The 14,477-nt window shown below is 72.3% G+C and carries 12 protein-coding genes and 1 riboswitch; of the genes, 2 read left to right on the forward strand and 10 right to left on the reverse strand.

Annotated elements, in window-relative coordinates; genetic code table 11:
* Window positions 1–54: 54 nt before the first annotated feature.
* From E2B92_RS10645 to E2B92_RS10655, 3 genes are all read right to left on the reverse strand, one after another.
* Window positions 55–1,410 (reverse strand): acyltransferase family protein, encoded by a 1,356-nt coding sequence (locus E2B92_RS10645; protein WP_126883916.1) that lies wholly within the window; start codon window positions 1,408–1,410, stop codon window positions 55–57.
* A gap of 106 nt (window positions 1,411–1,516) precedes the next feature.
* Complete coding sequence (locus tag E2B92_RS10650) at window positions 1,517–3,421, reverse strand: glycoside hydrolase family 9 protein (protein ID WP_235023776.1); 1,905 nt, start codon at window positions 3,419–3,421, stop codon at window positions 1,517–1,519.
* Window positions 3,422–3,636: 215 nt separating this feature from the next.
* Window positions 3,637–4,836 (reverse strand): MBL fold metallo-hydrolase, encoded by a 1,200-nt coding sequence (locus tag E2B92_RS10655; RefSeq protein ID WP_185923524.1) that lies wholly within the window; start codon window positions 4,834–4,836, stop codon window positions 3,637–3,639.
* A 328-nt stretch (window positions 4,837–5,164) separates the two neighbouring features.
* On the opposite strand from E2B92_RS10655, the gene E2B92_RS10660 reads away from it, so the two are divergent.
* Window positions 5,165–5,815, forward strand: a complete 651-nt coding sequence (locus E2B92_RS10660) for a TetR/AcrR family transcriptional regulator (RefSeq protein ID WP_185923523.1) — start codon at window positions 5,165–5,167, stop codon at window positions 5,813–5,815.
* 19 nt (window positions 5,816–5,834) lie between these two features.
* Here E2B92_RS10660 and E2B92_RS10665 read toward each other — a convergent pair whose 3' ends face one another.
* Window positions 5,835–6,629: an SGNH/GDSL hydrolase family protein gene (locus E2B92_RS10665; RefSeq protein ID WP_126883914.1), complete on the reverse strand. Its 795-nt coding sequence runs from the start codon at window positions 6,627–6,629 to the stop codon at window positions 5,835–5,837.
* A gap of 161 nt (window positions 6,630–6,790) precedes the next feature.
* Window positions 6,791–7,678, reverse strand: coding sequence for a M23 family metallopeptidase (locus E2B92_RS10670; protein ID WP_126883913.1), 888 nt, complete (start codon window positions 7,676–7,678; stop codon window positions 6,791–6,793).
* 2 nt (window positions 7,679–7,680) lie between these two features.
* Window positions 7,681–7,840: riboswitch (cyclic di-AMP (ydaO/yuaA leader) on the reverse strand.
* A 589-nt stretch (window positions 7,841–8,429) separates the two neighbouring features.
* Here E2B92_RS10670 and E2B92_RS10675 point away from each other — a divergent pair.
* Window positions 8,430–9,242 carry a tyrosine-protein phosphatase gene (locus E2B92_RS10675; protein WP_126883912.1) on the forward strand — a complete coding sequence of 271 codons (813 nt, stop codon included), beginning with the start codon at window positions 8,430–8,432 and terminating at the stop codon, window positions 9,240–9,242.
* A gap of 3 nt (window positions 9,243–9,245) precedes the next feature.
* Here the strand turns inward: E2B92_RS10675 and E2B92_RS10680 are convergent, their stop codons facing one another.
* The 5 genes from E2B92_RS10680 to hpnH form a co-directional block, all read right to left on the reverse strand.
* Window positions 9,246–9,362, reverse strand: coding sequence for a DUF6126 family protein (locus E2B92_RS10680; RefSeq protein WP_126883911.1), 117 nt, complete (start codon window positions 9,360–9,362; stop codon window positions 9,246–9,248).
* Between the two features lie 20 nt (window positions 9,363–9,382).
* Window positions 9,383–10,033, reverse strand: a complete 651-nt coding sequence (locus E2B92_RS10685; RefSeq protein ID WP_126883910.1) for an XRE family transcriptional regulator — start codon at window positions 10,031–10,033, stop codon at window positions 9,383–9,385.
* 64 nt (window positions 10,034–10,097) lie between these two features.
* Window positions 10,098–11,483: an aspartate aminotransferase family protein gene (locus tag E2B92_RS10690; protein WP_126883909.1), complete on the reverse strand. Its 1,386-nt coding sequence runs from the start codon at window positions 11,481–11,483 to the stop codon at window positions 10,098–10,100.
* Window positions 11,480–13,363, reverse strand: a complete 1,884-nt coding sequence (gene dxs / locus E2B92_RS10695; RefSeq protein WP_126883908.1) for a 1-deoxy-D-xylulose-5-phosphate synthase — start codon at window positions 13,361–13,363, stop codon at window positions 11,480–11,482. Before dxs ends, E2B92_RS10690 begins: the two co-directional genes overlap by 4 nt.
* Before the next feature lie 87 nt (window positions 13,364–13,450).
* Complete coding sequence (gene hpnH, locus E2B92_RS10700; RefSeq protein WP_185923522.1) at window positions 13,451–14,473, reverse strand: adenosyl-hopene transferase HpnH; 1,023 nt, start codon at window positions 14,471–14,473, stop codon at window positions 13,451–13,453.
* Between the last annotated feature and the right edge of the window lie 4 nt (window positions 14,474–14,477).

Here is a 14,477-nt window from a genome sequence, read left to right on the forward strand (position 1 = left end):
CGCGCCTGTGTGCCGACGGCCGGCAGGCCGAGGCTCGTACACCTACGGACGTCGTCACACCCGGATGTACCAGCCACGCGCCATGAGCAGCCGGGCGATCGGTACGTAGAACAGCAGCAGCCATAGCAACGCCCACACCATGCTCGCCAGCGGCCCGGGCATCCACGAGGCGAGCCCGAGCTCGGCGCCCACGGTCCACAGCGACTCCTCCCCGCCGTGGTACCGGACGGGGATGTGGTTCAGCGTGATGATGACGAGTTCGGACAGGACGTAGAAGAAGAGCGGGTTGCGGCCGAGGGCCACCAGCGTGTCGCCGACGGGCCCGAAACCCCGGCGGACGGCACGGCTCAGCCGACCGGCACTGGCACCGCCGACACCGGCCGGTTCGTCCGCCTTCGGCCACAGCTCGCCGTCGAACACAAGGAGAACCAGGCCGAAGCCGACGGTCATGATCCCGACCGTCACCAGTGCGTACGACGGGGTCCACAAGTGCTTGCCGATCGGGATGACCAGGCCCAGCGCGAGCCCGGCCACCGCGCACCCCGTACCGCAGGCGATCAGCAGGGCCACGCGCCGGCGGACGCCACCGGTCGTGCGGTAGCGCGCCCTGTTCCGGACGACGTCCATACCGACGACCAGCCCCGCCCAGCAGTTGACCACCGCCACCCACGTCGACATGACCCCTTCGGGGTCGAACCGCGCGCCGTCGAAATTGTGCTCGACACCCCACAGGCTCGTGTCGACGTACGCCTCCAGCGAGCACTCCGCCACCAGTCCGCGGACACCGACGCACTCGGGCCACGGGTTGTGGAAGGTGTACGTCGACACGACCCAGAAAGCCATGCACAGCAGGGGGAATCCGCCCAGCAGGAACGTCCGGGCGAGGAGCCGACCGCCACGCCCGCGCGTGCCGCCGGCCGGCAGCAGCGACCACGCGCACGTGACGTACAGCAGCGACACCACCAGGTACACGATGCCCAGTCGCTGCAGCACCCCCGTGAACCGCAGGTGCTCCAGGGCCTCCGGCAGGAACGGGTACGCGCCCAGGAACGCGCCGATCACGTACAGGAGACCGGCTCGGCGCACGATGCGCAGCAGATGAGCGTGCCTGTCCGGCCGTTCGCCTGCATCGTGCGAGGCCGGTGACCGGAGGAAGACCGACATGGAGACCGGAATCGCCAGGCCCATGATGAACAGGAACCCCGGGAAGACCAGGTCGGCGACCGTCAGCCCGAAGCCCTCCGCGTGCAGCATGACCGAAGACGCCAGCCCCCACACCTGGCTGCCCACGAGGATGCGCAGGACCACGAGGCAGCCGCGGAACGCGTCCAGCCCAGCAATACGACGACGGGCAGGCGGGGCCTTGGTCGCCTCCGCGGCCGGTTGCGCCGTCGAAACGCGAGTGATCACGGGCCCGTTCATCCATCCCATACGGCGTCCAACGACCGGGCAGCGTCCCGGACACCAGTGCCGAACACCGGGCCGGGTCGTCACCCGGACGCCGCAGCGTGCGTCTCTACTGCCCCGGCCCGCTGCCGGAGAGGGCGAAGGCCAGCAGTGCGGTCGATGTGAAGTCGACGGCGGGCTCGACAGTCTGCCACGCGCCGACGCGATCGACGTAGCGGGCGCCGTGGCCGTCGAAGTCGCTCCACGGCCGGCCGGGGTGGGCCTCGCAGGGCCGCATGCCTCGCATGAAGCCGTCCTCCTTGAACTTGTCCGCGCCGTTGGGGCCGTTGACGACTGCGCCGCGCAGAATCGCACCGGTGCCGTCGAGACTGCCGGCCAGGTTGGCCACGGGGTGCTCAGGGCAGTGCGGGTAGACCTCGCCGACGCCGATGACGAAGCTGCTGCCCCACGGGTTCGCGCCCAAAGCCCAGCCGCGCTGCCGGGCGGTGAAGGCGTCGTACTGGTGCTCGCCGGTGAGCCGGGCGTACAGCAGGGCCGTGGTGACCAGCCCGAAGGTACGCGGGACGGCGTCGAAGTCCGTGTAGACGGCCCCGGCCCGGAACGGGTCGCTCCGGGCATGGTCGGTGGCGTCGGCGAGCTGGCGACGCAGATCGGCCTTGAGCTCGTCCGCCAGCGGGCCGCCGTGGTCGGGTGAGCCCAGGAGTTCGGCGTGGGCGAGCGCGCTGACGTCCCAGACGGCCAGGCCGTCCTTCGCGTCGGAGGCCAGGTAAGCGCGGGCCCAGGCCCGGGCCTGGCGCTGCCACTCGGCTGCCTGTGCCGTGTCGCCCAGTGTCCGGGCCGCCCGGGCGAGTTCGGCGGCGCCGAGCTCCAGGTCGTCCTGCCATGACTCCTCTGAGTAGAACGCGGCCGGATGAGCGGCGACCAGCGGACCCTTGGGCGCGGTGTCGGCCCGGGCATAGACCGCGGCGGCCTTGTCGAGCCAGCGACGAGCGGACGCGGGGTCGGACTCCGCCTGGGCAGCGAGCGCGAAGGCCGCCGCGACCCGCCCGGCCAGGTTGGGACTGATCGGCCCGCCGGGCTCGTTGGCGCGGAAGACCGGGCGGTGTCTGATCAGGTGATCCGGTTCGCCGGGCGCGGTGTCCAGTGCGTCGTCGGCCTCGGGCAACCGCCACAGGTCGTGGTCGTTGGCGACGGCCTTGTTGCCCGCGCCAAGGCCGACCTGCGCGTAGAGCGTGCCCGAGGTTCCGTTCCACATCCGCTCCAGCCAGCGCACCCCGTGTTCCACCTCCGCCGACAGGCCCCGGGCGGCAGGCATCTCCCGTTCGGCCAGGAACAACTGGACCACCGCGTACGAGGTCGTGTGCGTGAACTTCAGGAAGTCCCCGGCGTCGAACCACCCTCCCGACACGTCCACGGGGCCGCCAGCCGGGGTCAGCCGACGGTCCTCCAGCCGCCTGCCGTCGGCGCTGAACCTGGGCGTGGCGTAGACAGTCGCCTGCCGGTCGGTCAGGTGCGAGGGCTTGCGCCGCAGCACATCGGCGACGACCTCCCTACCGTCGCGCTGTGCCTGGAAGAACCGGACGTTCTGCTCGACGAGAGAGGTCATCAACTGCCGGGCCGGCGCCACCCGGAAGCGGGGCGACGTGCCGGCCGCGGTGCCAGTGAGGGCCAGCCGGTAGGTGCCGGGTGAGGTGAGCGCGGACAGGTCCACCATGTGCACGGAAGGGAAGTTCTGGTTCCAACTTCCCGTACGGGGCCCCACCCGCCCCGCCAGAACGGGGCGGTCCCGGCTGTCGAGCACCTCGAAGCCCGCGTCGGCGAGCGCGTCGCCGGGCCCCATCACCACGGCGCTCTTGGGCGCGTCCGTGAGGTAGCCGGCCTGGTCGACCCGGACGACCGCCTCGCTCACCCCGGGCCCCCTGGTGAGAGCGGTCACGTCCCAGTTGACGACGGCGGCCACGGCAAGCACGGCGGTGGCGGACAGGGCCGCCACACGTCCACGACGAATGAGCACGTGGCCAACCCTGGCAGGCGCCCGAGCAGAAGATCGCCCGGTGTCACCCGTTCAGCCGACACGTTCCCTCAGCCGTGGAAGACCACGGGTGGGGCCACCGAACAGGCGACCTACCAGCGGCCTGTCGGCGGGCCGGGGCGACGCCCGGCCACGCCGACCGTCTCTCCGAGCCCGTCCCCGACCGACGTCAGCGCTCACTGCTCACCGCTCACCGCTCACCGCTCGCCCGCGAGGTTCAGATCACCCCTGCTCGCCGGCACCGCGCTCACGGCGCCGGGGGGACGCCGCCAGGAGTGGGCGATCGGGTGGGACACGGCGCGCCACCAGGGGTCGGCGGGCAGGTCGGCGGCCGGTTCGAAGGGCTCGCCGGGGCGCGGGCAGGCGACCGGCTGGCCGGCCTCGTCCGCCGCGTCCTTGGTCCACTCCGCCGGTTCGGCCCAGGCGTGCGGGGCGAGGTTGAACGTGCCCCAGTGGATCGGCAGCAGCACGCCGTGCGGCGTGCCGCCCTGGAGGTCGAGGTGGGCGCGCAGGCCTTCCTCGGGGGTCATGTGGATGTCGGGCCAGTACTCGCTGTACGCGCCGATCTGGATCATCGTGGCGTCGAAGGGGCCGTGCTCGGCGCCGATGTCCTTGAAGCCCTCGAAGTATCCGGTGTCACCGCTGTGGTAGACGCGGTGCCGGGGCCCGGCGACGACCCAGGACGCCCACAGGGTGTGTTGCTGGTTGCGCAGGCCGCGGCCGCAGAAGTGCCGGGCCGGGGTGGCGGTCAGCCGCAGGCCGCCGACCGTCGTGGACTCGTTCCAGTCCAGCTCCCGCACCCGCGACGCGGGCACCCCCCAGTGCTCCAGGTGCGCCCCGATGCCCAGCGGTACGGCGAAGACCGTGTCCGTGGTGGCGAGGGCGCGGATGGAGGGGAGGTCGAGGTGGTCGTAGTGGTCGTGGGAGATGACGACGACGTCGACCGGTCCGAGCGCGGCGAGCGGCAGCGGGTTGCGGTGCAGCCGCCTGGGTCCGGCGAAGGGGAACGGTGAGCAGCGCTCGCCCCACACGGGGTCGAAGAGGACCCGTACGCCGTCGACCTCGGCGAGCACACTGGAGTGCCCCATCCAGGTCAGCCGCAGCCCGGTGGCCGGAGGCCGCGCCAGGTCGGCGACGGTGGTGGCGTGCACGGGTATCGGGCCGGCCGGGGCACGCCGGACCCGCGACTCCTTCTGGAAGTAGACCTTGGCGAACTCCATGGTGGAGCCCGAAGGTCTGTGCCGGGTCCCCACCGGGTTGCGGAACACGCCGTCCGCGAAGTTCGGCGAGCGGCGGATGCGCTCCATGCGCTCTCCGGTGGGATCCGCGCCGAAGGCGGCGGGCCGCAGGGAGAGCAGGCGGGAGCGCAGGGGGTGCGGGGAGCCGGCGCCGGTCACGGAACCTCCAGGGGTGAGGGGTCCCCCCATTATGGGCGGGGGGCGGGACAGAGCGGGTCGGAGCCTGCTCGAGGACCGGCGCTGGAGCCCATGCGCTCGCGCGTGAACGCCGCGCCGGGGCTGTCCGGCCGGGGCCTCAAGGACCAGTGCGAGCCGCGGCCGCTCACGCCCCGGGGCGTGTCTTTTGGATCGGGCCGGATCAGGGAGCGGGGTCTGGTGCGTGTGGATGCAAGGCGGAGGTGGGGGTCCCCCCGCCGAAGGCAGGGGGAGCGCGTGCCAGGGCACGCGCTCCCGGCAAGATCCGAAGGACACGCCCTAGTGTGGCGGCGTGGGCAGAGTGCGGTTGAGTGTGGCGGAGCGGCGGGAGGAGCTGCTGCGGGCCGCCGTCGAGCAGATCGAGGCGCGGGGCGTGGCCGCGGTGCGGATCGCCGATGTGGCGTCCGCGCTGGGGGTGAGCAACGCGCTGGTCCTGTACCACTTCTCGACCAAGGAGAAGCTGGTCGCCGCCGCGTTCGCGTACGCCGCCGAGGGCGACCTCGCGCATCTGCGGCGGCTGCTGGGCCGCCGCACGACGGCGGTCCGGCGGCTGCGGGCGGCGGTGCACTGGTACGCGCCGACCGGCCGGGCCAAGGGCTGGCGCCTGTGGATCGAGGGCTGGGCGGCGGCGCTGCGCGAGCCCGCGCTGCGGGAGGTCGCCCAGGACCTGGACCGGCAGTGGAAGGCCGCGCTGGCCGGGGTGATCGCGGAGGGGGCGGCGGCGGGCGAGTTCCGCTGCGCGGACCCGGCGGCGGCCGCGTGGCGGCTGACCGCGTTCCTGGACGGTCTGGCCGTGCAGATGACGGCGTACGCGGCCACCTACCCCCGCGCCACCCTGCTGTCCTGGGCGGACGAGGCACTCGCCCGTGAGCTCGGCCAGCCGGACGGCATGCCCGGCACCCCGCCACCCGGCACCCCGCCGCCCGGCGCCGCCGGGGCCTGAAGGCGCCGGCGCCGCGGGGCTACAGGGGCAGCAGGTCCGGGCGCTTGGCGGTGACGTGGTCGCCGGAGGACTCGCCGCGCAGACGGCGGCCGATCCACGGGACGAGGTACTCGCGGGCCCAGTTGATGTCGTCGCGGCGCACTTCGAGCGTCCCGCGCGGCGGCAGCGGCGGCCAGGGCTGGTCGGGGTCGGCGGGGACCTCCACGCCGAGGACCTGCCCGGCGCGCAGGGCGACGCGGGTGTGGCCCTCGGGCGACAGGTGCAGCCGGTCGTCGTCCCAGGCGCGCCTGTCCTGCACGGTCTTGAGGGACCACAGGTCCAGCACCGGGCAGCCGTAGCGGTCGGCGATGGCCCGCACGTGCCCGTTGTACGTGGCGATCTTGCCGCGCAGCCGGCGGAGCACCGGCACGGTCCTGGTGTCGAACCCGGTCGTCACCACGACCTTGCCGACCGCGGAGGTCAGGTCGGCGACGGCGCGCTCGAAGCGCTCGGCGACGTCGTCGGGGTCGCTGCCGGGCCGGATGATGTCGTTGCCGCCCGCGCAGAACGTCACCAGGTCCGGGGCGAGTTCCTTCGCCCGCGGGACCTGCTCCTCCACGATCTGGTCCAGCAGGCGCCCCCGTACGGCGAGGTTGGCGTACCGGAACTCGTCGGGGTCCGGCAGCCGGTCGGCGAGGAGCACCGCGAGGCGGTCCGCCCAGCCGACGAACGTTCCGTCGGGCCCGGGGTCTCCGACGCCCTCGGTGAAGCTGTCACCGATCGCCGCGTACGACCCGAATACGTCACTGTCTCTGAATCTCGAATCGTCTGCCACGGGAGCACATCTTTCACCCCGGGATGTGACCTACGCGACCGTAAGGAGGGGTTGACGGGGGGTGATCTTTGCCACCGGTCAAGATTCGCCCAAGCCCGGAATACGGCCGCGCCCGGCACCGGGGGGCGGTGCCGGGCGCGGCCGGGGGTACGGCGGTCGCGTCAGATCGAGACGCCGTGCTGGCGGAGGTAGGCCAGCGGGTCGATGTCCGAGCCGTAGCCGGGGCCGGTCCGGACCTCGAAGTGCAGGTGCGGGCCGCTGGAGTTGCCGGTGGAGCCGGACAGGCCGATCTCCTGGCCGCCGCTCACGCTCTGGCCGGAGGAGACGGCGAGCGAGGAGAGGTGGGCGTACTGCGAGTAGGTGCCGTCGGTGTGCTGGATGACGACCTCGTTGCCGTACGCGCCGCTCCAGCCGGCCGAGACGACGGTGCCCTGGCCGATGGCCTTGACGCTGGTGCCGGAGGAGGCCGCGAAGTCGACACCGGTGTGGTAGCCGGAGGACCACATGGAGCCGGAGGCGCGGTACGGCGTGGTGACGCCGGCGGCGACCGGGGCGGTGAAGCCGGAGGCGGCCGGGGCCTCGGTCTTGGCGGCGGAGCGGGAGGCGCGGCTCTCGGTGCGGGTGTCGTCGGCCTTGGGCTTGGCCGGGGCGGCCTTCTTCGCCGGGGCGGCCGTGGACTTGGCGCCGAGCGTGAGCTTCATGCCCGGGAGGATGAGGGAGGGGTCCTCGCCGATGACCTGGCGGTTGTCCTGGTACAGCTTCTGCCAGCCGCCCTTGACGTTCTTGTTGCGGGCGATCTTGGAGAGGTAGTCGCCGGTGACGACGGTGTACGTGCGCGGCGCGGCCTTCTTCGCCGGGGCGGCGGCCTCGGGGGCGGCCTGGGCGGCGGTGGCGGCCTGCTGCGGAGCGGCGGCGGCCGGGGCGGCGGCGTGTGCGCCGGTGGCGCCGAGCAGCGGCAGGGCGATGGCCGCGCCACCGGTGCCGGCGGCGACGAAACCACGCGCGATGGTGCGGGACTTGGGACGGCGGTGCTTACCCTTCGCGGGCATGGCGATTTCCTCTCCGGCGCCTGCGAGGTGAGCTGTCGGGTTCGGACTGGAGTTGTCCGGCCGCGCCATGGACGCGACTTCACCCCGAGCCGGTCCCGGAATTCCGGGGTCGGCGTACTACCTGGGTCCCCCGCTCCTGCCACGCGTGGGTGGGTGCGAATTCCGACCGGTGGCAGGATTCGGCGGTCCGGCCGGATTGCCGTGACCGTAAGCGAGCCGGGTCGGCGCGAACAAGCCGCCGCATTCTTTCCGGCTTTCCGCGGGATGTGTCCGCCATGGAATTCCGGTCACCCTCCGTGGATTACGGATCATGAATTCCCTTTGTGGGCACGGAGTTTATGGGCGGCATCCCGCCACGGACGGTCACGGTTATGACGCTGCTCACGTGGCACCGCCCATCTCCCGCGCGACCAGGGCACGTTATATCCAATGCCTCAATACGGACAGAAGTCCCATTCATTGACTATCACGACGAGAGCCGCCCATCCCTCCACAGGGGCGCACTCTCCTCGAAAAGCTCCGGACGCCCGGCCGGCCGCCATCCGGCGCCCCCGCCACCCCCGGCACGCCCGGCTCCCGTCGCCGTCCGGCTCCCGCCGGCACCCCCCGCCACCCGCGGGCACCGAGTGTGACGGGGGGCAACGGATGTGCGACCTGCACGGACGTTGATTGCCCGACGCACCGATGTCGTATCGTCGGACAGCGACATCGTCGGCGGCCGACGCCGACCGCAGACACGTCAGGAGCCCCCGTGACGCAGCCGCTGCCGCAGGTCCCCTCGATCGAGCCCGAGCTGACGGGGGTGCGCAACTTCCGGGACGTCGGCGGGCTCCCGACCGTGGACGGCCGGCGGGTGCGGCACGGCAGGCTCTACCGCAGCGGCCACCTCGCGCACGCCACGGGCGAGGACGCCGCCTTCCTCGCGGGGCTGGGCCTGCACACGATCTTCGACTTCCGCAACTCCGCCGACCAGAAGCTGGAAGGCCCGGACGTCGACCTGCCCGGCGTACGGAACGTGAACATCCCCCTCTCCGACCCGGCCGACGGCGCCGAGTTCTGGACCATGGTCCGCGACGGCGACCTGGACCAGCTCCGGTCGATCCTGGCGGACGGCAAGGCGGCGGCCCGGATGACGGCCTCGTACCGCACGATCATCAAGGAGCGGACCGCCGAGCACAGCCGGGTACTCCACGCGCTCGCCGAGGACAGCGTCCCGGCCCTGATGCACTGCGCGGCCGGCAAGGACCGGGCGGGGCTGTCCATAGCGGTGTCCCTGCTGGCGGTCGGCGTCGAGCGCGAGGCGATCGAGGAGGACTACCTCAAGTCCAACGACCCCCACCGCCGGTACAAGGTGCGCCGCAGCGACAGCTCGTCCGCCGGGATGTCGCCCGAGGTCATGGAGCTGCTCAGCCCGCTCTTCGAGGCGCGCCTGGACTACCTGTCGGCGGCCTTCGAGACGATCGAGGAGACCTGGGGGTCGACCGAGCGGTACCTGACCGAGGGACTGAAGCTGAGCGACGAGACGCGCCGGCGGCTGCGCGAGCGCCTGGTCGACGAGGGCTGAGCCCTACTTGGCCCCCAGCGCGAACAGCAGGTAGAGGAAGGCCGCGAAGAGGTGGCCCGCCACCAGGTAGGCGAAGAGCCGGACGGCGAGGCCGCGGGGGAACGACCGTTCCTGGGACATGGTGATCTCTCCGATCGGGATCAGCGGCGGTGGGCGTCCGCGCCGAGGCACAGGTCGGCCGCGGCGCTCTGCATGAGGGTGTGGACGAACAGCAGCTCGGCCCCGCCACGCGTGGCCGCGCCGATGCGGTGCGGGGTGAGCGAATCGAAGTGCGCGCCGTCCCCGGGGTCGAGGACGTGCACGGCCTCGCCCAGGGTGAGGCGCACCCGGCCGTTCAGGACGTACAGCCACTCCTCCCCCGGGTGGACGCGCACCAGGTCGCCCTGGGTGGCGTACGGGACCCGGACACGCAGGGCCTGCATGGCCCGCCCGGGGGCGCCGGCCTGGTGGTAGATCCAGCCGTCCGCCCCGGTGGGCTCGGCCCGGCCGCCGCGGATCACCGGGTCGCGCTCCGGCGGGACCTCGCCCAGCAGCTCGGAGACCGTCGTACCGTAGACGCGGGCGAGGCCCAGCAGCATGGGAAGCGACGGCTGGCGGCGGCCGGTCTCCAGCCGTGACAGGTGGGCCGGCGAGAGCCCGGCGCGCTGGGCGGCGGCCTCCAGGGTCAGTCCCCGGCGCCGGCGCAGCGACCGCAACTGCGGGGCGACGTCCGGCAGCGCGGCGGGAGGTACGTCGTCGGGCCCCGGGCCCGAGGGCCCGGGACCTGCCGGTTTCCCGGCGGAGGTGCTCATGCCTCCATTGCGCCAGGATCTTTCCTCCGGGGCAAATTTCTTGCCCGAGAGGCAAAAGCGCGGATCAGCGGTTCGCCACGGCCTGCTTCACCAGCGTCCGGCCGAAGTCCCAGATCAGGCCGCCGCCGCTGTGGGCCTCGTCCATGACCGCGGTGAACGCGTCGACGAACCGGTCGACCTCCCGCTCCCCGATGATCAGTGGCGGGATCAGCTTGATGACCTCCAGGCGGTCGCCGGAGACCTGGGTGAGGATGCGGTGCCGCTGGAGCAGCGGGACCACGACCATCTGGGCGAACAGTCCCTTGCGGGCCGCCTGGAGCATCGTCCACCGGCTGCGCAGCCCGAGAGACGACGGGCGGCCGAACTCCAGGCCGATCATCAGCCCCCGGCCGCGGACCTCGTGCAGCATCTCGTAGCGGTCGACGAGCGCGGTGAGCCGTGACGTCAGCAGCTCGCCGGTCCGCCGGGCGTTCGCGACCAGCTCCTCGTCGTCCAGGACGGCCAGCACGGCGAGCCCCGCGGCCATGGCCTGGGCGTTCGCCCCGAAGCTGGCCGAGTGGACGAGCACCCGGTCCATCGACGAGTACACCTTCTTGAAGATCGCGTCCGTGCCGAGCGTGGCGCCGACCGGTACGTAGCCGCCGGAGAGCGCCTTGGCGACGCACACGAGGTCGGGCTCCACGCCGTCCTCGTGCTGGTAGCCGTAGAAGGTGCCGGTGCGGCCGAGGCCGGTCTGGACCTCGTCGGCGATCAGCAGCGCCTTGTGCCGGTGCAGCAGGTCCTGGGCGGCGCGCAGGAAGCCGGGCGGGCACGCGTGGACGCCCTTGCCCTGGATGGGCTCCACGATGAGGGCGGCGACGTCGCCGCGCTTGAGCTCCCGCTCCAGGGCAGCCAGGTCACCGAGGCCGATGGCGGTGTCGGGCAGCAGCGGGTCGAAGCCGTCGCGGAAGCAGCTCTCCCCGTTGACGGAGAGCGAGCCGGCGGTCAGCCCGTGGAAGGCGTGGGCGCAGTACAGGACGCGGGGCCTGCCGGTGGCGTAGCGGGCGAACTTCAGGGCGGTCTCCACCGCCTCCGTACCGCTGTTGGAGAAGAACACCCGGTCCAGGTGCGGCGAGTACGTCAGCAGCTTCTCGGCGAGCAGTCCCGGCAGGGGCGGGCAGTCGAAGCGGGTGAGGTCGGCCAGTTCCGCGTCGAGGACGTCGTGGAGGGCCTTGCGTACGACGGGGTGGTGCCGGCCCAGGCCCATGACGCCGAAGCCCGCGAGCATGTCGAGGTAGTCCTGGCCGTCGGCGTCCCAGAAGTAGGCGCCCTCGGCCCGCTCGTAGACCTTGTCGAAGCCGATCGTGCGGAGCATGCGCGGCAACTGCGGATTGAGGTGGCGCCCGTGCAGGTCGTACCCCTCGCCGCGCCGGTCGGCGAGCAGGGCCGCCAGGTCGAACTTCTTGGTCATGCGTCGTTCTCCTTGCCTGCCAGCGCATGGCTGATGCGTCCCGCGATCTCCACCGGGGTGAGCCCGATGTCGGCCAGCACCTCGCCGCGCTTGGCGTGTGCCAGGAACTGCTCCGGGATGCCGAAGGTCCGCAGCGGTACGTCGGTCCCGGCGTCGCGCAGGGCCTGCCCGACCGCCCAGCCGACGCCGCCGCTGCGGCTGTTGTCCTCCACGACGGCGACCAGCCGGTGGCAGTCCGCCAGCGGGGCGAGCTGCTCGTCGACGGGCTTGACCCAGCGCGGGTCGACGACCGTGCAGCGGATGCCGCGCTCCGCCAGCAGCCCGGCCGCGCCCAGGCAGACGGGCGCCATGACGCCGACGGCCACGAGCAGCACGTCCGGGTCGCCGTCCGGGCGGTGCAGGACGTCCATGCCGCCGATCCGCCCCACGGCGGGCAGGGCGGGGCCCACCGGCTCCTTCGGGAAGCGCAGCACCGTCGGCGCGTCCCGCACGTCCACCGCCTCGCGCAACTGGGCGCGCAGTTGCCCGGCGTCGCGCGGCGCGGCGATCCGCAGCCCGGGCACGACCTGGAGCACGGACAGGTCCCACATGCCGTTGTGCGACGGGCCGTCCACGCCGGTGACGCCCGCCCGGTCCAGGACGAAGGTGACACCGCACCGGTGCAGGGCCACGTCCATCAGGAGCTGGTCGAAGGCGCGGTTGAGGAAGGTGGCGTAGACGGCGACGACCGGGTGGAGGCCGCCGGTGGCGAGCCCGGCGGCGCAGACGGCGGCGTGCTGCTCGGCGATGCCGACGTCCCACACCCGGTCGGGGAACCGTTCGGCGAACCTGGTCAGGCCGACCGGGTGGAGCATCGCCGCCGTGAGGGCGACGACGTCGGGGCGCTCGGCGCCGATCTCGGCCATGGCGTCGCCGAACACGGACGTCCAGGACGGGCCGGCGGCGGGCGTGAGCGGCACACAGGTCAGCGGGTCCATGGCGCCGACGGCGTGGAACCGGTCGGCCTCGTCCTCCAGGGCGGGCCCGTAGCCGTGGCCCTTCTGGGTCAGGCAGTGGACGAGGACGGGGCCGTGGAACCGTTTCGCCCGGCGCAGCGCGGACTCGACGGCCGCGATGTCGTGGCCGTCGATCGGGCCGACGTACTTCAGGCCGAGGTCCTCGAACAGGCCCTGGGGGGCGACGAGGTCCTTGAAGCCCTTCTTGGCGCCGTGCAGCGACCCGTACAGCGGCGGTCCGATGAAGGGCGTGTGCCGCAGGACGTCCTTGCCCCAGGCGAGGAACCGTTCGTAGCCGTCGGTGGTGCGCAGGGTGGCGAGGTGTCCGGCGAGGCCGCCGATGGTCGGGGCGTAGGAGCGCTCGTTGTCGTTGACGACGACGATCAGGGGCCGGTCCTTGGCGGCGGCGATGTTGTTGAGCGCCTCCCACGCCATGCCGCCGGTGAGCGCGCCGTCGCCGATGACGGCGACCACGTGCTCGGTGCCGCCGCGCAGGTCGCGGGCCTTGGCCAGGCCGTCGGCCCAGCCCAGGGCGGTGGAGGCGTGGGAGTTCTCGATGACGTCGTGCTCGGACTCCTCGCGGGAGGGGTAGCCGGACAGGCCGCCCTTGCCGCGCAGCTTGGAGAAGTCCTGCCGGCCGGTGAGCAGCTTGTGCACATAGCTCTGGTGGCCGGTGTCCCACAGGACGCGGTCGACGGGTGAGTCGAAGACCCGGTGCAGGGCGATGGTGAGCTCCACGACGCCCAGGTTGGGGCCGAGGTGGCCGCCGGTCCGCGCCACGGCGTGGACCAGGAAGTCACGGATCTCCTCGGCCAGTTCACCGAGGTGTGCGCCGTCGAGCGCCTTGAGGTCGCGCGGCCCCCGGATGGTCTCGAGAATCGTCACGCTCGGGCCCCTCTCTGCTGCGGTCGGCTGACGGTGACGGCGGGGCCGGGCGGCATGCCGCCGTCCTCCTCCTCTTCTGCGGCGGTGTCACCCCCTGCTTCCGGAGACGGTCTCGCGCGCCGCGCGCAGGGACTCCTTGAGCGAGCCCATGGTGGCGAGGACGGCGGTCGGCTCGTAGCCGCAGTGCGCCATGCAGTTGGCGCAGCGCTCGTCCTTGCCACGGCCGTACGCGTCCCAGTCGGTCTCCTCGATGAGCTGCCTGTACGTCGGGACGTAGCCGTCGGCCATCAGGTAGCAGGGCCGCTGCCAGCCGAAGAGGGAGTAGTTGGGGATGGCCCACGCGGTGCACGGGAAGTCGGCCTTGCCCTCCAGGAAGTCCAGGAAGAGCGGGGAGTGGTTCAGCCGCCAGCGCCGCCGGTTGCCGCCGGCGAAGGCCTTGCGGAACAGCTCCCGGGTCTGTTCCACGCCCAGGAAGTGCTCCTGGTCGGGCGCCTTCTCGTAGGCGTACGCGGGCGAGATCATCATCTCGTCGACCGCGAGGTCGTCGTTGAGGAAGTTGAGGACCTCGATGACGGTCTGGGGGGTGTCGGTATTGAAGAAGGTGGAGTTGGTGGTGACCCGGAAGCCGCGCCGCTTGGCCTCCTTGATGGCCGCCACCGCCTCGTCGAACACCCCTTCCTTGGCGACGGATTCGTCGTGCCGTTCGCGCAGGCCGTCGATGTGCACGGCGAAGGCGAAGTACGGCGACGGAGTGAACTTGTCGATCTTCTTGCGCAGCAGCAGGGCGTTGGTGCAGAGGAAGACGTACTTCCTCTTGGCCACGAGCTGGCGGACGATCTCGTCGATCTGCGGGTGCATCAGCGGCTCGCCGCCCGCGATGGACACCATCGGCGCGCCGGACTCGAGGACCGCCCCGACCGCCTGGGCGACCGGCATGCGCTGCTTCAGGACGCCGGCCGGGTGCTGGATCTTGCCGCAGCCCTCGCAGGCGAGGTTGCAGGCGTAGAGCGGCTCCAGTTCGACGATGAGCGGGAACTTCTGTCGCTTGCGCAGCTTCTGTTCGAAGAGATACGTCCCTACCCGGATGGTCTGGCGAAGCGGCATGGCCATCTGG

This window comes from Streptomyces sp. WAC05374, assembly GCF_004353505.1.
Taxonomy (GTDB): domain Bacteria; phylum Actinomycetota; class Actinomycetes; order Streptomycetales; family Streptomycetaceae; genus Streptomyces.